General features: G+C 71.3%; 15 protein-coding genes and 1 rRNA gene. 9 read left to right on the top strand and 7 right to left on the bottom strand.

Going from position 1 to position 20,326, the window contains the following annotated elements; translation table 11 throughout:
- Window positions 1-377: 377 nt before the first annotated feature.
- The 5 genes from ABTX62_RS28785 to ABTX62_RS28765 are packed head-to-tail and all read left to right on the top strand — an operon-like array spanning window position 378 to window position 5,454.
- On the top strand, window positions 378-3,419 hold the full coding sequence (locus ABTX62_RS28785; protein WP_352118911.1) for a sensor histidine kinase: 3,042 nt from the start codon (window positions 378-380) through the stop codon (window positions 3,417-3,419).
- On the top strand, window positions 3,416-3,847 hold the full coding sequence (locus ABTX62_RS28780; protein WP_175431362.1) for a roadblock/LC7 domain-containing protein: 432 nt from the start codon (window positions 3,416-3,418) through the stop codon (window positions 3,845-3,847). Before ABTX62_RS28785 ends, ABTX62_RS28780 begins: the two co-directional genes overlap by 4 nt.
- Before the next feature lie 9 nt (window positions 3,848-3,856).
- Window positions 3,857-4,252 (top strand): DUF742 domain-containing protein, encoded by a 396-nt coding sequence (locus ABTX62_RS28775; protein WP_283972491.1) that lies wholly within the window; start codon window positions 3,857-3,859, stop codon window positions 4,250-4,252.
- A gap of 24 nt (window positions 4,253-4,276) precedes the next feature.
- Window positions 4,277-4,852 carry a hypothetical protein gene (locus tag ABTX62_RS28770; protein ID WP_352118910.1) on the top strand — a complete coding sequence of 192 codons (576 nt, stop codon included), beginning with the start codon at window positions 4,277-4,279 and terminating at the stop codon, window positions 4,850-4,852.
- Window positions 4,849-5,454: a GTP-binding protein gene (locus tag ABTX62_RS28765; protein WP_352118909.1), complete on the top strand. Its 606-nt coding sequence runs from the start codon at window positions 4,849-4,851 to the stop codon at window positions 5,452-5,454. The genes ABTX62_RS28770 and ABTX62_RS28765 overlap by 4 nt, the downstream gene beginning before the upstream one ends.
- Window positions 5,455-5,541: 87 nt before the next feature.
- Here ABTX62_RS28765 and glpK read toward each other — a convergent pair whose 3' ends face one another.
- The 4 genes from glpK to ABTX62_RS28740 form a co-directional block, all read right to left on the bottom strand.
- On the bottom strand, window positions 5,542-7,059 hold the full coding sequence (gene glpK, locus ABTX62_RS28760) for a glycerol kinase GlpK (protein ID WP_352118908.1): 1,518 nt from the start codon (window positions 7,057-7,059) through the stop codon (window positions 5,542-5,544).
- A gap of 19 nt (window positions 7,060-7,078) precedes the next feature.
- The gene (locus tag ABTX62_RS28755) at window positions 7,079-7,876 is read right to left on the bottom strand and encodes an MIP/aquaporin family protein (protein ID WP_352118907.1); all 798 of its coding nucleotides are present in this window, start codon (window positions 7,874-7,876) and stop codon (window positions 7,079-7,081) included.
- A gap of 1,380 nt (window positions 7,877-9,256) precedes the next feature.
- Window positions 9,257-10,447 carry a lipid-transfer protein gene (locus ABTX62_RS28745; protein WP_352118906.1) on the bottom strand — a complete coding sequence of 397 codons (1,191 nt, stop codon included), beginning with the start codon at window positions 10,445-10,447 and terminating at the stop codon, window positions 9,257-9,259.
- Window positions 10,444-10,869: a Zn-ribbon domain-containing OB-fold protein gene (locus ABTX62_RS28740; protein WP_352118947.1), complete on the bottom strand. Its 426-nt coding sequence runs from the start codon at window positions 10,867-10,869 to the stop codon at window positions 10,444-10,446. The genes ABTX62_RS28745 and ABTX62_RS28740 overlap by 4 nt, the downstream gene beginning before the upstream one ends.
- 160 nt (window positions 10,870-11,029) lie before the next feature.
- Between ABTX62_RS28740 and ABTX62_RS28735 the strand changes: the two genes are divergently transcribed.
- Window positions 11,030-11,566, top strand: coding sequence for an NUDIX domain-containing protein (locus tag ABTX62_RS28735; protein WP_352118905.1), 537 nt, complete (start codon window positions 11,030-11,032; stop codon window positions 11,564-11,566).
- A gap of 16 nt (window positions 11,567-11,582) precedes the next feature.
- Here ABTX62_RS28735 and ABTX62_RS28730 read toward each other — a convergent pair whose 3' ends face one another.
- Window positions 11,583-13,949: a glycoside hydrolase family 31 protein gene (locus ABTX62_RS28730; protein WP_352118904.1), complete on the bottom strand. Its 2,367-nt coding sequence runs from the start codon at window positions 13,947-13,949 to the stop codon at window positions 11,583-11,585.
- 212 nt (window positions 13,950-14,161) lie between these two features.
- Between ABTX62_RS28730 and ABTX62_RS28725 the strand changes: the two genes are divergently transcribed.
- Both ABTX62_RS28725 and ABTX62_RS28720 read left to right on the top strand, forming a co-directional pair.
- Window positions 14,162-16,129, top strand: a complete 1,968-nt coding sequence (locus ABTX62_RS28725) for an acetoacetate--CoA ligase (RefSeq protein ID WP_352118903.1) — start codon at window positions 14,162-14,164, stop codon at window positions 16,127-16,129.
- Between the two features lie 184 nt (window positions 16,130-16,313).
- A complete protein-coding gene (locus ABTX62_RS28720) occupies window positions 16,314-17,204 on the top strand; it encodes a DUF8829 domain-containing protein (RefSeq protein ID WP_352118902.1) in 891 nt (296 codons plus the stop codon).
- A 66-nt stretch (window positions 17,205-17,270) separates the two neighbouring features.
- On the opposite strand, the gene ptsP is transcribed toward ABTX62_RS28720, so the two are convergent.
- Both ptsP and ABTX62_RS28710 read right to left on the bottom strand, forming a co-directional pair.
- Window positions 17,271-18,941, bottom strand: a complete 1,671-nt coding sequence (ptsP, locus tag ABTX62_RS28715) for a phosphoenolpyruvate--protein phosphotransferase (protein WP_352118901.1) — start codon at window positions 18,939-18,941, stop codon at window positions 17,271-17,273.
- Between the two features lie 79 nt (window positions 18,942-19,020).
- Window positions 19,021-19,470 carry a PTS sugar transporter subunit IIA gene (locus ABTX62_RS28710; protein WP_352118900.1) on the bottom strand — a complete coding sequence of 150 codons (450 nt, stop codon included), beginning with the start codon at window positions 19,468-19,470 and terminating at the stop codon, window positions 19,021-19,023.
- 564 nt (window positions 19,471-20,034) lie between these two features.
- Between ABTX62_RS28710 and ABTX62_RS28705 the strand changes: the two genes are divergently transcribed.
- Window positions 20,035-20,326 (top strand): 16S ribosomal RNA (locus ABTX62_RS28705); the annotation flags it as partial.

The raw sequence follows: 20,326 nt of genomic DNA, 5'->3' as shown, positions 1-20,326 counted from the left end.
CGAAGACCCGTGCTCCCCAGTGGCTGCCCGGCTTGCGCTGTTTTACGCCGCCCAGATGCGGGACGCGGCTCCTGTGGCCGATTCCGCCCCCGTTTCCCATGGAGAAGGACGAACAACTCCTCACGAAGATTCCCGGATAACGAAGAATTTCAGCCAACCGCCCTGGCCGAACACGGGAATTGCCCCACACCGCCACCACCGGTTTCGGGGAGACAACTCCCGCCATGACCGGACAACTCCCGACGCCGTGCCACCGGCGCGGAAGTTCGGGCTCCGGGCCGGTCTTCGAGTTCCCTGTAGGTCGGTAGTAGGCTCTCGCCGTTTGTTGACGTACATGTGTACCCCGGGTAGCCCGGGGGCCCGAGCTGGGGGAGGCCATGCGCTTTCGCGGGAAGTCCATCCGCCGGAAGATCGTGGCGCTGCTTCTCGTGCCGCTGGTGTCCCTGACCGCGATCTGGGCCTTCGCCACGGTCCTCACGGGACGTGAGGCGGGCGACCTGTTCAACGTGTCGTCCGTGGTGGAGAAGATCGGCTACCCCATCGAGGACACCGTGCGCGTCCTCCAGGAGGAACGCCGCCAGACCCTCGTCCACCTCGCCGACCCCCGTGCCTCCGACGGACTCGCCGCCCTCCGCCGCAGCCGGATCGCTACCGACGAGGCCGTCGGCAGCATCCGCGAGAACGCCCGGCACCCCGACGTGCGCGACGCGATGGGCGCGGACACCGACGAGCGGCTGACCGCGGTCCTGGACGCCTTCGACGGCATCGAGTCGCTGCGCCGCAGTGTCGAGGACGGCACCGTCAACCGCGCCCAGGCCCTCGACCTCTACAACCGGCTCGTCGACCCCTGCTACGTCCTCCTCGCCAACCTCCATGTGGTCGACAACGTCGAACTGGACAAGCAGTACCGCGCGTTGGTCAACCTCGCCCGCGCCCGTGAACTGCTCTCCCGCGAGGACGCCCTCCTCGGCTCCGCCCTGATCGTCGGCAGGATCTCCCGCTCCGAAGAGCGCGACATCTCCGACCTCGTGGCCCAGCGCACGCTGATGTACGACGTCAACCTGCCGTTGCTGCCCGCGGCGGAGCGCGACCGCTACCAGAGTTTCTGGAAGAACGCCTCCTCCGCTCCGCTGCGCGTGGCCGAGGAAGCCGCCGTCTCCAGCGGCTCCGGGACCCCCCGCGGCGTCTCGGCCCAGAGCTGGAACAGCGCCGCCGGCGATGTGCTCGACGAACTCGGCACCCTCAACGACCAGGCCAACGACCGCTACCAGGACCGCGTCCACCCTGTGGCCGTCGGCGTCATCGCCAAGGCGGTCATCGCGGGCGCCCTCGGCCTGATCGCGCTCCTGCTGTCCCTCTTCCTGTCCGTACGCGTCGGCCGCACCCTCATCCGCGATCTGCGGCAACTGCGCCTGGAGGCCCACGAGGCGTCCGGAGTGCGGCTGCCCAGCGTGATGCGCCGCCTCTCGGCCGGCGAGCAGGTCGACGTCGAGACCGAGGTCCCGCGCCTCGAATACGACAAGAACGAGATGGGCGAGGTCGGCCAGGCCCTCAACACCCTGCAGCGCGCCGCCGTGGAGGCCGCCGTCAAGCAGGCCGAGCTGCGCGCCGGCGTCTCCGAGGTCTTCGTCAACCTCGCGCGCCGCAGCCAGGTCCTCCTCCACAAGCAGCTGACCCTGCTCGACGCCATGGAACGCCGGACCGAGGACACCGAGGAACTCGCCGACCTGTTCCGCCTCGACCACCTGACCACCCGCATGCGCCGGCACGCCGAAGGTCTCGTGATCCTCTCCGGCGCCGCGCCCTCCCGTCAGTGGCGCAAGCCCGTCCAGCTCATGGACGTCGTGCGCGCCGCCGTCGCCGAGGTCGAGGACTACGAACGCATCGAGGTCCGCCGGCTGCCGAGGATCGCCATCAGCGGCCCGGCCGTCGCCGACCTCACGCACCTCGTGGCCGAACTCCTGGAGAACGCCACGGTCTTCTCCCCGCCGCACACCGCCGTCCAGGTCCTGGGCGAGCGCGTCGCCAACGGCTTCACCCTGGAGATCCACGACCGCGGCCTCGGCATGGCCGCCGAAGCGCTCCTGGACGCCAACCTCCGGCTCGCCGAGACACCGGAGTTCGAGCTGTCCGACACCGACCGCCTCGGCCTGTTCGTGGTCAGCCGACTCGCCCAGCGCCAGAACGTCCGGGTCTCCCTGCAGCCCTCGCCGTACGGCGGCACGACCGCCGTGGTCTTCATCCCCGACGCGCTCCTGACGGACGACGTCCCCGACACGAACGGCATCGGGTTCCGGCTCGACCGCCCCCGGCTCGCGCCCGGGAGCGAGCCGCAGGACAACCGCCGCGCCGCCCTGTCCCAGGCGTCCGCCCAGCGTTCCGGCGTGCCCGCCTCCCTGCTGGACGGTCCGGTCGAACTGGAGGCGCCCGTCGACCTGGACACCGTCGGCGACTTCCCCGGCGCCATCGAGGACGACGACAGCGAACACGGCGGCCTGTTCCGCCCCCGCCACTCGCTCACCCGCGCCCCGGACGAGACGGCGGGACGTCTCGACCCGCGCCGTCAGGGCGCCGAGGCCCGCAGCGCAGGGGACCGGACCGACGGCGAGGAGGAGCTGAGCGCCCCGGTCCCGTTGTCCCGCCGCCACACCCCCAAACTGGTCAGTTCGCACGGGCGGCCGGTCACCGACCAGCGACCCCGGCGGGGGAACGCGGACGAGGAGACCCCCACGACCACCGGCCGAACGGAGCCGGGCCCCGCCTCGGCGCTTCCGCAACGCCGCCGTGGCGAAGGGCCCACGCCCGGCCGCTCCGGCCCCGAGCCCGCCCCCGCCCTTCCCGACCGGAGCCGCACCGAGAGCTCCTCGACCGGCAGCCGGCGGGGCGCGGCCCGGCCGGACGCCCCGCCCCCGCTGCCGGCCCGCCGTCGAGGGACGGACTCCTCCCGCCGCGGCATCGGCGCCGCCGACCGCGACGAGGACCGCACCAGTGCCCCGGCCGCGCCCGGCAGCGCACCCGGCGACCTGCCGAAGCCGTCCGGTCCGCCCAGGCGCACCCGCCGCGCGGAGATCGCGGCGAGCGGCCCGGACGCACCCGATCACCCCTCCGCCTCCACGCCGGAGACCACCGGCGGCACCACGCGCCGGGGAGCCGGCGCCGCACCCCGCGGAACCGGCTCCGGCACCTCGCCGCTGCCCCGGCGCGTCCGGCAGGCCAACCTGGCCCCGCAGCTGAAGCGGACCTCGCAGCCGCGCACCGAGGACGGGGCCGAGCCCGTCGAACGCGACGCCGATGAAGTACGAAGCCGCATGGCCTCGCTCCAGCGCGGCTGGCAGCGAGGCCGCGAGGAGAACGCCGCGGGCGATGCCGCCCACAGCGGCACAGCACCACAAGGAACGACAGAGGGGGACGGTCGATGACCGCACCGAAGGCGACCGGCCACACCACCAACACGGGCGAGCTGAACTGGCTCCTCGACGACCTGGTGGACCGCGTCGCGAGTATTCGCAAGGCCCTCGTGCTCTCCGGCGACGGATTGCCGACGGGCGTCTCCAAGGACCTGACCAGGGAGGACAGCGAGCACCTCGCCGCCGTCGCCTCCGGGTTCCACAGCCTCGCCAAGGGCGTGGGACGCCACTTCGAGGCCGGCAACGTCCGCCAGACGGTCGTCGAACTCGACGACGCCTTCTTGTTCGTCACGGCCGCCGGCGACGGCAGCTGCCTCGCCGTCCTCTCGGACGCCGACTCGGACGTCGGCCAGGTCGCCTACGAGATGACGCTCCTCGTGAAGCGGGTGGGCGTGCATCTGGCCGCCGCTCCGCGCACCGATCTGCCCGCGGGCGGGTAGTGGGATGACATGAGCGCTGACGGTCAGGGAAGAAGCCACTGGTTCGACGACGAGGCCGGACCGGTCGTCCGTCCGTACGCGATGACCCGCGGCCGCACCAGCAGCCAGGGCCAGCACCGCCTGGACCTGATCGCGGTCGTGGTCGCGGAACCGCAGGCGGACGACCCGGAAGCGGACCACATGCTCTCCCCGGAGCACGTGGACATCGTCGAACTGTGCCGCGACGACCCGCAGTCGGTCGCCGAACTCGCAGCGGAACTCGACCTGCCGATCGGGGTGGTGCGGGTCCTCGTCGGAGATCTCGTGGACGCGGAGTTCGTCCATGTGAACCGGCCCGTGCCCCCTGCCGAGCTGCCGGACGAGAGCATTCTGCGCGACGTGATCAACGGGCTCCGAGCGCTGTGAACAGCGCGGAAGCGGGGTACTGACATGACTGGCCGACAGCTCAGGACGGACCGGGTCGGCACCCGCACGGACGTCGTCGCCCGGCGCCCGGACGGTCGGCTGCTCGCGTACAGGCCGCTCTTCGACCGTGCCGCGCGCGGCTTGGGCACTCCGGGCGTCGCCCCCGGGGACCGCCTGGGCGCGTTCGCCCGTCGCACCGGCCGCCCGGACGGTCGGCTGCTCGCGTACGGGCCGCTCTTCGACCGTGCCGCGCGCGGCTTCGGCACTCCGCGTGTCGCCCCCGGGGACCGTCCGGCCGCTTTCGCCCGCACCGGTCTGTCCGCGCTGCCGCACGACCGGGTGGTCGAGCTGCACGAGGGCACCGCCGCCGACGGCACCGTCCTGCGCGCCCCGGACCTGGACGGCCCCGCCGGACTCCACCGCGCGCACCGCCACCGCCACCTCCGCCCCGCCCGACGGCCCGTACCCCGGTCGACGGGGGTGGGGGCCGCGACGGTGCGGACGTCGTCACCGGCGACGTACTCGTCATCGAAACCCCGGGCGCCCAAGGCTGCGGCCCGCCGTCGTCCGACCCCATCAAGCAGGAGAAGAGATCGATGATCTTCGGGCGTTCTGAGCGCGGCAAGCCTCCGGTCGAGCCCGTCACGCTCAAGATCCTGGTGGCCGGCGGCTTCGGCGTGGGCAAGACCACGCTCGTCGGCGCGGTCAGCGAGATCAGGCCGCTGCGCACCGAGGAGCTGCTCACGGAGGCCGGGCGTCCGGTCGACGACACCAGCGGCGTGGAGGGCAAGCACACCACCACCGTGGCGATGGACTTCGGGCGCATCACCCTCCGCGAGGACCTCGTGCTGTACCTCTTCGGCACGCCGGGCCAGGAGCGGTTCTGGTTCATGTGGGACGAGCTCTCCGAGGGCGCGCTCGGTGCCGTCGTGCTCGCCGACACCCGCCGCCTGGAGGACTGCTTCGCCGCCATCGACTACTTCGAACGGCGCTCCATACCGTTCCTCGTCGGCGTCAACTGCTTCGAGGGCGCTCCCCGCTACCCCATCGAGGACGTGCGCCAGGCCCTCGACCTCGACGAGGACGTGCCGCTCCTGACGTGCGACGCCCGTGACCGCGAGTCGGTCAAGGAAGCGCTCATCGGCGTCGTCCAGCACGCCATGGCGTACGCGGCCGACCGCCGCGAGGCCGTGACCGGCTGACCGCCGCCCCGGCCGAACGGGAACGGCCCGCACCCCGCCGACCGGGGTACGGGCCGCCGTCGCACACGACGCTCCACGCGCGCGTGGTCAGCTGTCGTCCTCCTCCCAGCCGAAGCTCTTCTCCACGGCCTTGCGCCAGTTGTGGTACTCGCGGTCGCGCACCGGCGCCTCCATGTTCGGCGTCCACTCGACGTCCTTCTGCCAGTGCGCCTTGAGCTCGTCCAGGTCGTTCCACACACCGGTGGCCAGACCGGCCGCGTACGCGGCGCCCAGGCAGGTCGTCTCGGAGATCTTCGGCCGCACCACCGGCACGTCGAGGACGTCCGCCTGGTGCTGCATGAGCAGGTTGTTCTTGGTCATACCGCCGTCGACCTTCAGGGTGGTGATGTGCACGCCGGAGTCCTGGTACATGGCGTCCACGACCTCACGGGTCTGCCAGCTCGTCGCCTCCAGCACCGCCCGCGCGAGGTGTGCCTTCGTGACGTACCGGGTCAGGCCGGTGACCACGCCCCGCGCGTCGGAACGCCAGTACGGCGCGAACAGGCCCGAGAACGCCGGCACGATGTACGCGCCGCCGTTGTCCTCCACACTGGCCGCCAGGGGCTCGATCTCGTCGGCGGTACGGATGATGCCGAGCTGGTCACGGAACCACTGGACCAGCGCGCCCGTGATGGCGATCGCGCCCTCCAGGCAGTAGACCGGGGCCTCCTCGCCGATCTTGTACCCCATCGTCGTCAGCAGGCCGCTCTTCGACGGCACCGGCCGGTCGCCCGTGTTGAGCAGCAGGAAGCTGCCCGTGCCGTACGTGTTCTTCGCCGTGCCCACGTCGTAGCAGGCCTGCCCGAACACGGCCGCCTGCTGGTCGCCCAGTGCGGAGGCCACGGGCACGCCGGCGAGCTGCCCGACGGCCGTGCCGTACACCTCGGCCGAGGAACGGATCTCGGGCAGCATGGCCTCGGGGATGTTCATCGCCGAGAGGATCGAGGAGTCCCACTGGAGGGTCTCCAGGTTCATCAGCATGGTGCGCCCGGCGTTGGTCACGTCGGTGACGTGCTGCCCGCCGTCCGTGCCGCCGGTGAGATTCCAGATCAGCCAGGAGTCCATCGTGCCGAAGGCGATCTCGCCGCGTTCGGCACGCGCCCGCAGATCGGGCACGTTGTCGAGCAGCCAGGCCGCCTTGGGCCCGGAGAAGTAGGTGGCCAGCGGCAGCCCCGTCTGCTCGCGGAACCGGTCCTGCCCGTCCGAGCCGCCCAGCTGGTTGCACAGCGCGGCCGTCCGCGTGTCCTGCCAGACGACGGCGTTGTGCACCGGCTTGCCCGTGGCGCGGTCCCACAGCAGCGTCGTCTCGCGCTGATTGGTGATTCCCATCGCGCTCAACTGGTCGGCGCGCAGACCGGCCTTGGCGATCGCTCCCGCCACCACCGCCTGCACCTTGGACCAGATCTCGGTGGCGTCGTGCTCCACCCAGCCCGGCTTGGGAAAGATCTGGCGGTGCTCGCGCTGGTCGACGGCGACGATCGCGCCGTCCTGGTTGAAGACGATGCAGCGGCTCGAAGTGGTGCCCTGGTCGATCGCTGCGACGTACTTCTCGGCGTTGTCCGTCATGACTACCCCTTGGACTGGTTCAGAAGGCTGCGTTGTAGATGAGAGCCGCGAGAATTCCACCGACCGCCGGCCCCACCACCGGGATCCAGGCATACCCCCAGTCGGTCGTCCCCTTGTTCGGGATGGGAAGGAACTGGTGCACGATGCGCGGGCCGAGGTCACGCGCCGGGTTGATCGCGTAGCCGGTGGGCCCACCGAGCGAGAGGCCGATGCCGACGACCAGCAGGGCCACCAGCAGGATCGAGATGCCGGAACCGTAGATCCCGGCTCCCTCGCCCCGGATGGGTCCGATGCCGACCCCCTGCACGACCCTGTTGTCACCGACCAGCGCGAGGATGGGAAGTACCAGGGCGATGGTCGCGAGGGTCTCCGTCATCAGGTTGGCGGCCGGGTTCCTGATCTCCGGGATGGTGGAGAAGATGCCGAGGGTCGGCACCGGCTCGTCCGCCGTTCCCTCCGTGGTTCCCGTCTGCCGTACGTTGGCCTGGAATTGGGCGAAGTAGAGCAGGTACGCCAGGACGGCGCCGAGCATCGCACCCACGATCTGCCCGAGCAGATACACCCAGACCTTGCTCCACACACCCGTGTCGACGGCCAGCCCGAGGGTCACGGCCGGGTTGATGTGGCCGCCGGACAGCGGGGCTGCGGTGTACGCGCCGGCCAGGACACCGAAACCCCAGCCGAACGCGATGACGATCCAGCCCGCGGCCCGGGCCTTCGAGAATCTCAGGGTCACGGCGGCGCAGACGCCCGCGCCGAACAGGATGAGGATCGCCGTGCCGATGATCTCGCCGACGAAGATGTCTACGTTGCTCATGGCGGCTCCTAGGCCCAGGCCCGGGGACGGTGAACCCCGGGCCTCACATGCAGGGTGCGTTACCCATGGCTACTTCAGCCGAAGGCAGGGAGACTCGCGCCCCGCCCGGCATCCGTGCCGAGCGTGCCGTCGCAACCGAATCGCCTGGGGAGGCCTGGCCTTGGCGTCGGCGCACCCACGCGCCGGGGTGCCGGAATATGCCGAGTATGTACGGCGATGTCGACTGACACCGGAAGTGTTCACCGGCACCCAGGGAGCGTCAAGGTCGCCGACCGCAACGGTTGACGGTCGTCCGACGGCCGCCGGGCTCCTGCCGGACCGGTGGGCCGATGCCCGGCCCGGTGGCGCCCGGTCGCCTCATTGTTCAGATCTCCTCCGGCTCGTGCGGACCCGAGTGAGAGCCGCACGAGGCTTGGCTGATGGTGTCCGGCCTCCGCCGGGCTCCGCCTGGGCGGCGTGATCCCGGCCCGACCTGACTCTTCGCTTGCTCGTGTCCAGGATCCACCTGACCTGGCCGCTTCTCAACCGCACGAGTTCCGCGGCGCCATGGCCGCCCCGAAAGCCCCGACGGCCCGGCCACCGCTCCGCCCCGCCCCGACGGCCCGCCCCGACGGCCCGCCCCGACGGCCCGGCCACCGCTCCGCCCCGCCCCGACGGCCCGGCCGCCGCGCCGCCCCGTTCCGACGGGGCCTTACAGCGCCGCCAGCCGGCCGCCCGCCGCCCGGTGGGGGTCCCCGTCCCCCGCTCCCGGTACCCGGGCCTCAGCCCCCAGCCCGCCAGCCGTCGCAGTGCCGCAAGCCCTGTCTCCGGCCCCGGCCCCGGGTTCCGGGCCTCGCTGAGGGCTGGGGCCCGGTCCCCGGGTTCCGGGCCTCAGCCCTCAGTGCTCGAGCCGTCACAGTGCCGCAGGCCTCGTGCCCGGCCCCGGCCCCGAGGCCTCAGCCGTCCAGCCGCCGCAGCGCTAGCAGCCTCGTGCCAAGCCCTAGGTCCCCGGCTCCCGAGCCTCAGCCCTCGGGTCTGCAGCCGTCGCAGAGCTGCGAGCCTCGTGCCCAGCCCCCAGCCCCCAGCCCCCAGCCCCCAGCCCCCAGCCCCCAGCCCCCAGCCCCCAGCCCCCAGCCCCCAGCCCCGCGGCTCCCGGGCCTCAGCCCCCATCTCTCCGAGGGCGTGGCTGTAGCGGCCCGACACGGACAGCAGGAAGCGCGAGCGGTGCACCGACCGGACCGGCACCCCGGCGGTGTCCACAAGCAGCACCCCGGACAGGTCCGGTGATCCGGTCAGCAGGGCTCGCAACGGAGCGTACGTCCGAGGGCGCGTACGGCGGTACGACCGGCCCCCGGAGCGGCGTCGGCCCGGGGCCCTCGTACCTCACCGGCCTCTCATACCTCACCGCACCGCGATCACCGCCGACCCGTGCCCGAACAGCCCCTGGTTCGCCGTGATGCCCACGCGCGCCCCGACGACCTGCCGGTCACCCGCCTCGCCTCTCAACTGCCGCGTCAGTTCGCAGACCTGAGCTATCGCCTGCGCCGGAACGGCCTCGCCGAAGGAGGCCAGTCCACCGCTGACGTTCACCGGTATCCGACCGCCCAGGGCTGTCGCGCCGTCCCGCAGCAGCTTCACGCCCTCGCCCTCAGCGCACAGTCCCAGGTCCTCGTACCACTGCAACTCCAGGGCGGTGGACAGGTCGTAGACCTCGGCCAGCGACAGGTCCTCCGGCCCGATTCCCGCCTCCTCGTAGGCGGCGCGGGCGATCCGGCTGCGGAACGGCGTCCCGGGGGGATTTACCGCTGCCGTGGAGTCCGTGGCGATGTCCGGCAGGTCCAGCAGGGTGTTCGGGTAATGCGGTGTCACCGTGGACACGGCCCGTATGCGCACCGGCCGCGCATGCCCGTGCCGGCGCGCGAAATCCATGCTCGAGAGCACCACCGCCGCGCCGCCGTCGGAGGTCGCGCAGATGTCGAGCAGACGCAGCGGGTCGGCGACGACGGCGGAGGCGGCGACCTCCTGGGCGGTGACGTGGCTGCGGTAGCGGGCGTGGGGGTTCAGTGCTCCCATCGCCGAGTTCTTCACCTTCACCTGCGCGAAGTCGTCCGGTGTGTCGCCGTGCACGGCCATGCGTCTGCGGGCGTACAGCCCGAAGTACACCGGGTTGGTCGCCCCGAGGATCCGGAACCGCAGCCAGTCGGGGTCGTCGGGCCGGTCCCCGCCCGCGGGACGGAAGAATCCCTTGGGAGCCGCGTCGGCCCCCACGACGAGCACCACGTCGGCCAGCCCGGCGAGGATCTGTGCCCGCGCAGCGTCGACGGCCTGCGCCCCCGACGCGCACGCCGCGTACACGCTGGTGACCCGCGCGCCCTGCCAGCCCAGTGCTTTCGCGAACGTCGCCCCCGCGACATATCCGGGATAGCCACCCCGCACCGTGTCCGCGCCGATGATCGCGCCGATGTCCCGCCACTCCAGCCCGGCATCGGTGAGCGCCGCGCGGGCCGCCGCGACGCCGTACTCCACGAAGTTGCGCCCCCACTTGCCCCATGGGTGCATGCCCGCGCCGAGCACCACCACCTCTTCCGTCATGCCGTCACCCCCGTCGGCCGCCAGTGCCACGTCGTCCAGGTCGTCTCCGCGTCCTCATGGAGCACGCCGGGCACGACCTCCACCTCCATGCCCACCGCCAGATCGGCCGCGGTGGTTCCGGGAACCGCCTGTCCCAGCACCACCATCCCTTCTGCCTCCAGCTCCGCAGCGATCAACGCGCACGGCTCCCACGGAAGTTCCGCATCGGTCACGTAGGGTGACGGCGGCCGGTACCGGCTGTCCGTGTACGACCAGATACGGCCATGGCGCGACAGCGGAAGCTCCCGCAGCTCCCCGCCCACGCAGGCGGGATTGCGGCAGTGGTGGTCCTCCCTGGGGAAGAAGACGGTGGCACACGCCGAACAGCGCGTGCCGAGCAGCCGGAAACCGTCCCCTTCCCCGGCGAACCACCCGTCCACCACAGGTGTTCGTACACGTGTCACAGCGCCTCCCCGCAGACCGGATCTGACGGAACGTCAGAAGTCTGTCACGGGCGGGTCGCTGATCGGCAGGCCACGAGACCCGCGCTCACTGAGCCGCCTGCCCGAGGCGCCCTCCGCGTGATCGGCTACAGTCCGCCGCGTGTCCGAAACTCAGCACTCCGCTTCCAACTCCGCGCCGAACTCCCACTGTTCGAGCTGCGGCGCGCCCTACGGCGAGGGCGTCACCGGCTGGCCCCGCACCTGTCCGATGTGCGGCGCCGTGGCCTACCGCAATCCACTCCCGGTCGCGGTGGCCCTCCAGCCCGTGTACGACACCAAGGGCACCGCCCTGGTCGTCATCACCCGAACCATCGCCCCCGCGCGCGGGGGCATCGCCCTGCCCGGCGGCTACATCGACGACCGGGAGGACTGGCGGCAGGCCGTCATACGCGAACTCAGGGAGGAAACCGGCATCGACGCGGCCGGTCGTGACGTGCGGCTCGTCGACGCCATGAGCTCGCCCGACGGGCACCTGCTGCTGTTCGGCCTCCTCCCGGAACGCCCGGCCGAGGGCCTGCCGCCCTCCACCACCACGGACGAGACGGAGGGCTGGCACCTCCTGCGCAGGCCCGAGGAGCTCGCCTTCCCCCTGCACACCCTGGCCGTACGGGCCTGGTTCGAGGGCCGGTACATCTGAGCCCGGCCCGCTTGGCTCAGTGTCCCTCTGCCCCGCGGACGCACACGGAACGGGGCGGCGCACTCGCGTCGTCCCCACCCTCCCGCTCCACGACCACCCGCGACCCCATCCAGCGAGCGGTATAGCGCTCGATCTCCGGCTCGTCCCACCCCTCGCCCCCGTCCGGCACGACCAGACCACCTCCGGTCCGCCCCCGGGCGGGCGCCCACACCTCCAGTTCCAGACCACCGTCCTCCCCACGGACCGGAATCACGGCACCCGCGCGGGCGAACACCGGAATCCGCGACAGCGGCGCGTCGACGAGCACCTGCCCCGGACCTTCGTACGCCTGCCCTGTCGCGGTGTCGTACCAGCGCCCCCGCGGCAGCCGCACGGCACGCCGCTCGGCGCCCGGGTCCAGCACCGGCGCCACCAACAGGCTGTCACCCAGCAGAAAGACATCCTCGCAGTCACGCAGCGCCCGCTCCTCCGGCGCCCCCCACCACAGGGGCCGTACACAGGGTGCCCCGGTACGCCGCGCCAGATGCGCCAGCGTCATGAAGTACGGCAGCAGCCGCCGGCGCTCCACGAGCGCCACGCGCGCGTGCTCCAGCACCTCACCGCCGAACTCCCACGGCTCCCTGCGGCCCGCCCGCAGACCCGCATGCGTACGGAACAGCGGCAGGTACGCGCCCAGCTGCAACCACCGCAGATACAGCTCGGGGGACGGATCCCCGTCGAAGCCCCCGACGTCCGGCCCCGAGTACGGGACGCCGCACAGGCCGAGACCCATCACCAGCGACAACGACGCCCGCAGCCCCGCCCAGCCGGTGGCCACGTCACCCGACCAGGTACCTCCGTAGCGCTGCATGCCGGCCCACCCTGAGCGGGAGAACAGGAACGGCCGCTCCTGGGGCGCGAGCCTCCTCAGGCCCTCGAAGCCCGCCCTGGCCATGCACAGGGCGTACACGTTGTGTGCCTCGCGATGGTCACCGCCACGCCCCTCCAGGCAGTGCCGGGCCGAACGCGGCAGCGTCGACTCCCCGAAGGCGGTGAACGACGTGGGCTCGTTCAGGTCGTGCCAGAACCCCGAGAAGCCCTGGGCGAGCCGCTCCGCGTAGAGGCCACCCCACCACTCCCGCACGCGCGCGTGCGTGAAATCGGGAAACACCGCCTCCCCGGGCCACGCGACACCCTCCACGACCTCACCCGAGGCGTCCCGCACGAACGCTTCCTCCGCCACACCGCCGTCGTACACCGCGTTGCCGGGAATGGCCTTCACCGCCGGGTCCACGATCGACACCAGCCGGATGCCGTCCCGCCGGAGCTCCTCGGCCAGCACGGGCAGCTTCGGGAAACGGCTCTGGTCGACGGTGAACACCTGGTGTGCGTCGAGGTGGTCGGTGTCCAGGTGCACGGCGTCGAGCGGCAGGCCGTGCTCCGCATACCCCGCGACGATCCGCCGCACCTCCTGCTCACCGCCGAACCCCCACGGCGCGTGATGGTGCCCGAGCGCCCACGCGGGCGGCAGGGCGGGCGCCCCGGTGAGCGACGCCCAGGCGAGCAGCACGCGCGCGGGGGCGCCCACCATCACCCAGCAGCGCAGTGGACCGCCGTCCATCCGCAACTCGCTCGTCCCCACCCGGTCGTGTCCGGAACCCGAGCCCTCCTCGCCCGCCCGCAGCGTCACCGTGCCGTCCCACGCGTTGTCGTGGAAGGCCAGGTGGGTGCCGCCGTCGGACACCACCACCTGCACGGGCATCGTGATGTACAGCGGGTCGTCGCCCGGCGCCAGGGAGCGGCCGGGATCGGTGTTCCACAGCCGGTACGTCCCATCCGGCAGCCGAGGACCCGCGGTCCGCCCCCCGAGACCGAAGAACCGCGCGTCGGCGCCCACCTCCGACCGCTGCATCCACCGTCCCGGGCCCCCGCCGACCGGCTCCCACCACCGCGGCGGCAGATCGCGCCGCAGGGTCACACCACCCGGAGTGAGCACCTCCACCGCGCCGTGCCGAGAGACCACGACCGTGACCCGCTCGGCGACCACCCGCCAGCCGCCGTCCTTGTCCGGCTCCAGGACCGCCCGCGGATCCGGCTCCGGACACCCGCCGGCCAGCGCGTACGACGGCTCGGGCTCCGCCCCGTCCCAACCCCAGAACACCGCCCCGTTCGCGGCGACCAGAATCCGCAGCTCCGACCGGCTGAAGCGGACGACACCGCCCCCCGGCCCCGGCTCCGCGTCCTGCACGGGCCCGGGCACCCGGGCACGCTCCGCCCCTCGCGTCGGCAGCCCGGTGGCGTCGGCCCGGTGCCTGCGCCACGCTGCTCGTACGGTACGCACACCCTGCGCCGCCCCCACCGAAGCCACCGCTCTCACCGAACGCACCAGGTCACGACCGTTCATGCTGCTCACCCTGCCACTGACCGCCACGCGCACGGGTGTCGTTCAACTGCCGTTCACCCGTGCCAGGACCACATCTTCACGACACGGACTGTGTGGGGCGCACCCTGGTGCCGAAGTCGATCACATGGCATTGTCCGTGCCAGCCGCTCACGCGCACACCCCAGCCCGTGCGCGGAGGACGCACACGACGCGCACAGTCCCGGGAGCCGACCATGTCGACCGAGAGTCCCCAGCCGCTCTGGCAGCCAGACCCCGAGCGCATCGCCCGGGCACGGATCACCAGGTTCCAGGCCTGGGCCGCCGAACGCCACGGCGCCCCCGCCGAGGGCGGCTACGCGGCCCTGCACCGCTGGTCCGTCGACGACCTCGACACCTTCTGGAAAGCCGTCACGGAGTGGTTCGACGTCCGCTTCTCGACCCCCTTCGCGCGCGTGCTCGGCGACCGCTCGATGCCGGGCGCCCAGTGGTTCCCCGAAGCGACCCTCAACTACGCCGAACACGCCCTGCGATCGGCCGCCACCCGCGCGGACGAACCGGCCCTCCTGCACGTGGACGAGACGCACGAACCGCGCCCCGTCACCTGGGCCGAGCTGCGTCGCCAGGTCGGCTCCCTGGCCGCCGAACTGCGCGCGCTCGGCGTACGCCCCGGCGACCGCGTCAGCGGCTACCTCCCGAACGTCCCGCAGGCCGTGGTCGCCCTCCTCGCCACAGCCGCCGTCGGCGGAGTCTGGACCTCCTGCGCGCCCGACTTCGGCGCCCGCAGCGTCCTGGACCGCTTCCAGCAGGTCGAACCCGTCGTCCTCTTCACCGTCGACGGCTACCGCTACGGCGGCAAGGAACACGACCGACGCGAGGTCGTCGCCGAGCTTCGCCGCGAACTGCCCACCCTGCGCGCCGTGATCCACATCCCGCTCCTCGGCACCGAGGCACCCGAGGGCGCCTTGCACTGGTCGGCCCTCACCACGGCCGACACGGACCCCGTCTTCGAGCAGGTGCCCTTCGACCACCCCCTGTGGGTGCTCTACTCCTCCGGCACGACCGGCCTGCCCAAGGCCATCGTCCAGTCCCAGGGCGGCATCCTGGTCGAGCACCTCAAGCAACTCGGCCTGCACTGCGACCTCGGCCCGGAAGACCGGTTCTTCTGGTACACCTCGACCGGCTGGATGATGTGGAACTTCCTCGTCTCCGGCCTGCTCACCGGCACCACGATCGTCCTCTACGACGGCAGCCCGGGCTACCCCGACACCGGCGCCCAGTGGCGGATCGCCGAACGCGCCAAAGCCACCCTCTACGGCACCTCGGCCGCTTACGTCATGGCCTGCCGCAAGGCGGGTGTGCACCCGTCGCGCGACTTCGACCTCTCCGCCGTCCAGTGCGTCGCCACCACCGGCTCGCCCCTGCCGCCCGACGGCTTCCGCTGGCTCCACGACGAGGTCCGCGACGACCTGTGGATCGCCTCCGTCAGCGGCGGCACCGACGTGTGCTCCTGCTTCGCCGGTGCCGTGCCGACCCTCCCGGTCCACGTCGGCGAACTCCAGGCCCCGTGTCTCGGCACCGACCTGCAGTCCTGGGACCCGAGCGGTAACACCCTCGTCGACGAGGTCGGGGAACTGGTCGTCACCAACCCCATGCCGTCGATGCCCATCCACTTCTGGAACGACCCCGACGGCAGCCGCTACCACGACAGCTACTTCGACACCTACCCCGGCGTCTGGCGGCACGGCGACTGGATCACCGTCACCTCCCGCGGATCCGTCGTCATCCACGGCCGCTCCGACTCCACGCTCAACCGCCAGGGCGTACGCATGGGCTCCGCCGACATCTACGAAGCCGTGGAACGTCTCCCCGAGATCAGGGAGTCCCTGGTCATCGGCATCGAGCAGCCCGACGGCGGCTACTGGATGCCCCTCTTCGTCCACCTGGCCCCCGGAGCCGTCCTCGACGAGACCCTGCTGACCCGCATCAAGCAGACGATCCGCGAGCAACTGTCACCGCGCCATGTCCCCGACGAGATCATCGAAGTGCCCGGAGTCCCGCACACCCTCACCGGCAAGCGCATCGAGGTCCCCGTCAAGCGCCTCCTCCAGGGCACCCCGCTGGAGAAGGCGGTCAACCCGGGCTCCATCGACAACCTCGACCTGCTGAACTTCTACGAGGACCTGGCCCGCAAACGCGCCTGACCCCCATCACAACGCGACGTCACCACGGCGAAGGCCGCAGCACAGACCCCCACCCGCCGCTGTGACCTGCGCTTTTGCCCTCCTGGCGCTGCCGATCAATACCTGTGCCATGGCGCCCCGGCTCACTGTCAGTGCTGGCGATTACTGTGAGTGAGCATTGATCGACCGTGCACAGGGGGAAACAATGGCGCACACCGACAACCGCACCATGCGACGCCTACTGCGCCGCGAAATCGCCGGCACCATCGGCCTGCTGACCGACGAGCACGACTTCCGCGCCATGCGGCGCTACCGCAGCTTCACCTTCGACGACCACGCCACCTACCTGGAACAGGTGGAGGGCCTCCTCAGGAGCCGAACCCTGCAGGGCAGCCACACCGCGGTGGCGCTCTTCGACCCCGAGGAGTACGCCGAGTTCTGCACGCAGAAGGGCCTCGACCCCGACAGCCCGTCGAGCCGCACCCGCTTCACCGCACAGATCGCCCTCACCGGTCCGACCCTCCCTTACGACGGCCGGCCCCTGGCGGACCTGCTCCCGGACCTCGTCGACGAGGCCGTGCGCCAGGCCACCTGGGAGTACGCGACCACCCTCCTCGCCCGCCTGGGCGCCTGCACCGCCTGTGGCGAGGACATCGGACGCGCGGCCTTTAGTCGGGCCTCCGACCTGCTCGCCCGCATCCTCGACACGGCGCCACCCGGTCACCGGCACCTCGTCTGCAGCGTCACCGGGCCGCCCGAACCCCTTATCGCCGCCCTCCACAGCACCGACCAAGGGGCCGAGCCGAACCCGCACGGGACCGAAGCCCTCGAATTCACCACGGTCCTCGCCCTCGGCCTGGCCACCAACAGCCCCGGCGGACTCGTCATCCGCACCAGCGCCCCAGGCACACCCGACCGCGTCTACGGCTGGCGCATGCGCGCATACGGACTCGAACCCCTCACAGCGGGAGAGGTCTTCGACGCATACTGCACCGACATCGAATCCGGGGACCTGATCTCCCCGGAATCCAACGTCGACTACTGCACGCCACCCGACCTCGGAGAGGAGAAACCCGCCCGAGGGCATCAGCACTGAACGCGCGAGGGGCGCCCCACCTCGGTGGAGCGCCCCTCGCCGGGCAGCCGGCCTGCCGTGCCGGACCTACTCGCCCGACAGCACCGCCTGCGCCGCACTGCGCGCGTCCTCGGCACTGTCCGTCGCCCGCGCCGCAGCGGCAGCCCGCTCGCACTGCGCCAGCGTGTACTTCGCCAGCGTCGCCCGAACATAGGGAATGGACGCCGCACCCATCGAGAGAGAGGTGACGCCCAAACCGGTCAGCACACAGGCGAGCAACGGGTCGGACGCGGCCTCACCACAGACACCGCAGCTCTTGCCCTCGGCCTTCGCCGCCTCTGCGGACAATTCCACCAGGTCGAGCAGGGCGGGCTGCCACGGATCCTGCAACCGGGACACCGCACCCACCTGACGGTCGGCGGCGAAGGTGTACTGGGCGAGGTCGTTGGTCCCCAGCGACAGGAACTCGACCTCCTGCAGGATCGAGCGAGCCCGCAGCGCCGCCGACGGGATCTCGACCATCGCGCCGAACTTCGCCCGCAGCCCGGCCTCACGGCAGGCGTCCGCGAAGGCCCGGGCATCCGTACGGTCCGCCACCATCGGGGCCATGACCTCCAGATAGACCGGCAGCCCCTCCGCGGCCTTCGCTAGCGCGGTCAGCTGGGTGCGCAGAACATCCGGATGGTCGAGCAACGTCCGCAGGCCCCGCACGCCGAGCGCCGGGTTGGGCTCGTCGGCCGGCGTGAGGAAGTCGAGCGGCTTGTCCGCGCCCGCGTCCAGCACCCGCACCACGACGCGTCCCTCGGGGAACGCCTCGAGCACCTGACGGTAGGCGGCGACCTGCTTCTCCTCGGACGGCGCCTGCTTGCTGTCGTCCAGGAAGAGGAACTCCGTACGGAAGAGACCGACACCCTCGGCACCGGCCTCGACAGCGGCCGCCACATCGGCGGGGCCGCCGATGTTCGCGAGCAGCGGCACCTTGTGACCGTCCGCCGTGGCACCGGGTCCCGTCGAGGCCGCCAGCGCCGCCTTGCGCTCGGCGGCCGCGGCCTCGAGCTGCGCCTTCTTCGCGTCGCTCGGGTCCACGAAGATCTCTCCCGTGCTGCCGTCGACGGCGACCATCGTGCCCTCGGCGATCTCACCGGCACCAGGCAGGGCCACCACCGCCGGCACACCGAGCGCACGCGCCAGGATCGCACTGTGGCTGGTCGGCCCGCCTTCCTCGGTGACGAAGCCGAGCACCAGCGTCGGGTCCAGCAGCGCGGTGTCGGCCGGAGCGAGGTCACGGGCGACCAGAACGTAGGGCTCGTCGCTGTCGGGGACGCCCGGCATCGGCACCCCCAGCAGACGGGCGACGATGCGGTTCCGCACGTCGTCGAGGTCCGCCACCCGACCGGCGAGGTACTCACCGGCACCCGCCAGCAGCTCGCGGTAGGAGGCGAACGCGTCGTACACGCCGCGCTCCGCCGTACTGCCCACGGCGATCCGCCGCTCCACATCGGCCATCAGCTCGGGGTCCTGGGCCATCATGGCCTGAGCCTCGAGCACCGCCTGGGCCTCACCCCCGGCCAGATTGCCACGCGCCATCAGGTCGGCGGCCACCGCCTCCACGGCCTTGCGGGCGCGCCCCTGTTCGCGCTCCGCCTCCTCCGCCGGGATCTGCTTCGCGGGCGGCTCGAGCACCGCCGTTCCCATGTGCCGCACCTCGCCGATCGCCACACCGTGGCTCACACCGACGCCTCGCAGGGTTGTCTCCATCTCACCCGTCTCCGATAGAGCGGCGGGCCCCGCCGCCGCGTTGGTTGTGGTACTCGCCGTCATCACGACGGCACTGACGTCACTTCCAGAGGAAGAGACTGTCGCCGGCCTTCACTTCGCCGTCCATACGAAGATCGGAGAGTGCTTCGGCCGTGGCCTCCAGGGCCACGACCGGGCAGACCGAGGACTTGCCGGCGGCCTCGACGGCGGCCGGGTTCCAGCGCACGACGCCCTGACCGCGCCGTACGGTGTCGCCCTTGTTCACGAGCAGCTCGAAACCCTCGCCGTTGAGCTGCACGGTGTCGATGCCGAGATGAGTGAGCACACCGTGCCCGTTCTCGTCGACGACGACGAACGCGTGCGGGTGCAGGGAGACGACGACGCCGTCCACGGGCGAGACGGCCTCGGAAGGCTCACGTACGGGGTCGATCGCTGTGCCCGGGCCGACCATGGCCCCGGAGAAGACGGGATCCGGCACGGCTGCCAGTCCGATGGCGCGTCCTGCGAGCGGGGACGTCACGGTGGTCATGGGAAACCTCCCAGGGGTGGAGATCGATATGGCCGTCCCTGTAGATACCGGACGGCACACTGTTCAGCAGCGTATGTCACCTGAAGTGCCGGTTCCGCGTGAGCACCCCGAAGTGGTCTAGACCATACCCCAGATCAATTTGCACCCGCTCCACGGCCGCGTGTACAGTCGTACTCCTGCTTGGGGCTGAACGACGCGACCTCGCGTCCTGGCCGGGCAGCAACCAACTTGTCAGATCCTATCTCTGGGTCGCCTTCTGCATGCCTGCAGGACGGTGGTCAGGAGGACGGAAAAACACTGATAGAGTGTGGAACACCGAAGGGAAGCCCGGAGGAAAGCCCGAGAGGGTGAGTACAAAGGAAGCGACCGTTCCTTGAGAACTCAACAGCGTGCCAAAAGTCAACGCCAGATATGTTGATACCCCGTCCATCGGACAACCGATGGTCGAGGTTCCTTTGAAAAACACACAGCGAGGACGCTGTGAACGGTCGGGCCTATTCCGCCTGACTGTTCCGCTCTCGTGGTGTTGCACCGGCCGGTATTCATGTACCGGCCGAGTAGACATTCACGGAGAGTTTGATCCTGGCTCAGGACGAACGCTGGCGGCGTGCTTAACACATGCAAGTCGAACGATGAACCACTTCGGTGGGGATTAGTGGCGAACGGGTGAGTAACACGTGGGCAATCTGCCCTGCACTCTGGGACAAGCCCTGGAAACGGGGTCTAATACCGGATACTGACTGTCACAGGCATCTGTGAGGGTCGAAAGCTCCGGCGGTGCAGGATGAGCCCGCGGCCTATCAGCTTGTTGGTGAGGTAATGGCTCACCAAGGCGACGACGGGTAGCCGGCCTGAG

Source organism: Streptomyces sp. NPDC096046 (assembly GCF_040303285.1).
Taxonomy (GTDB): Bacteria; Actinomycetota; Actinomycetes; order Streptomycetales; family Streptomycetaceae; genus Streptomyces.
Note: the sequence above shows the minus strand (reverse complement) of the source record. Positions and strands in the feature narration are given on the sequence as shown.

Bases quoted from the DNA above. Each gene is read 5' to 3' on its own strand.
- ABTX62_RS28785 (WP_352118911.1), top strand. From the start codon at position 378: ATGCGCTTTCGCGGGAAGTCCATCCGCCGGAAGATCGTGGCGCTGCTT.
- ABTX62_RS28780 (WP_175431362.1), top strand. From the start codon at position 3,416: ATGACCGCACCGAAGGCGACCGGCCACACCACCAACACGGGCGAGCTG.
- ABTX62_RS28775 (WP_283972491.1), top strand. From the start codon at position 3,857: ATGAGCGCTGACGGTCAGGGAAGAAGCCACTGGTTCGACGACGAGGCC.
- ABTX62_RS28770 (WP_352118910.1), top strand. From the start codon at position 4,277: ATGACTGGCCGACAGCTCAGGACGGACCGGGTCGGCACCCGCACGGAC.
- ABTX62_RS28765 (WP_352118909.1), top strand. From the start codon at position 4,849: ATGATCTTCGGGCGTTCTGAGCGCGGCAAGCCTCCGGTCGAGCCCGTC.
- glpK (WP_352118908.1), bottom strand. From the start codon at position 7,059: ATGACGGACAACGCCGAGAAGTACGTCGCAGCGATCGACCAGGGCACC.
- ABTX62_RS28755 (WP_352118907.1), bottom strand. From the start codon at position 7,876: ATGAGCAACGTAGACATCTTCGTCGGCGAGATCATCGGCACGGCGATC.
- ABTX62_RS28745 (WP_352118906.1), bottom strand. From the start codon at position 10,447: ATGACGGAAGAGGTGGTGGTGCTCGGCGCGGGCATGCACCCATGGGGC.
- ABTX62_RS28730 (WP_352118904.1), bottom strand. From the start codon at position 13,949: ATGAACGGTCGTGACCTGGTGCGTTCGGTGAGAGCGGTGGCTTCGGTG.
- ABTX62_RS28725 (WP_352118903.1), top strand. From the start codon at position 14,162: ATGTCGACCGAGAGTCCCCAGCCGCTCTGGCAGCCAGACCCCGAGCGC.
- ABTX62_RS28720 (WP_352118902.1), top strand. From the start codon at position 16,314: ATGGCGCACACCGACAACCGCACCATGCGACGCCTACTGCGCCGCGAA.
- ptsP (WP_352118901.1), bottom strand. From the start codon at position 18,941: ATGGAGACAACCCTGCGAGGCGTCGGTGTGAGCCACGGTGTGGCGATC.
- ABTX62_RS28710 (WP_352118900.1), bottom strand. From the start codon at position 19,470: ATGACCACCGTGACGTCCCCGCTCGCAGGACGCGCCATCGGACTGGCA.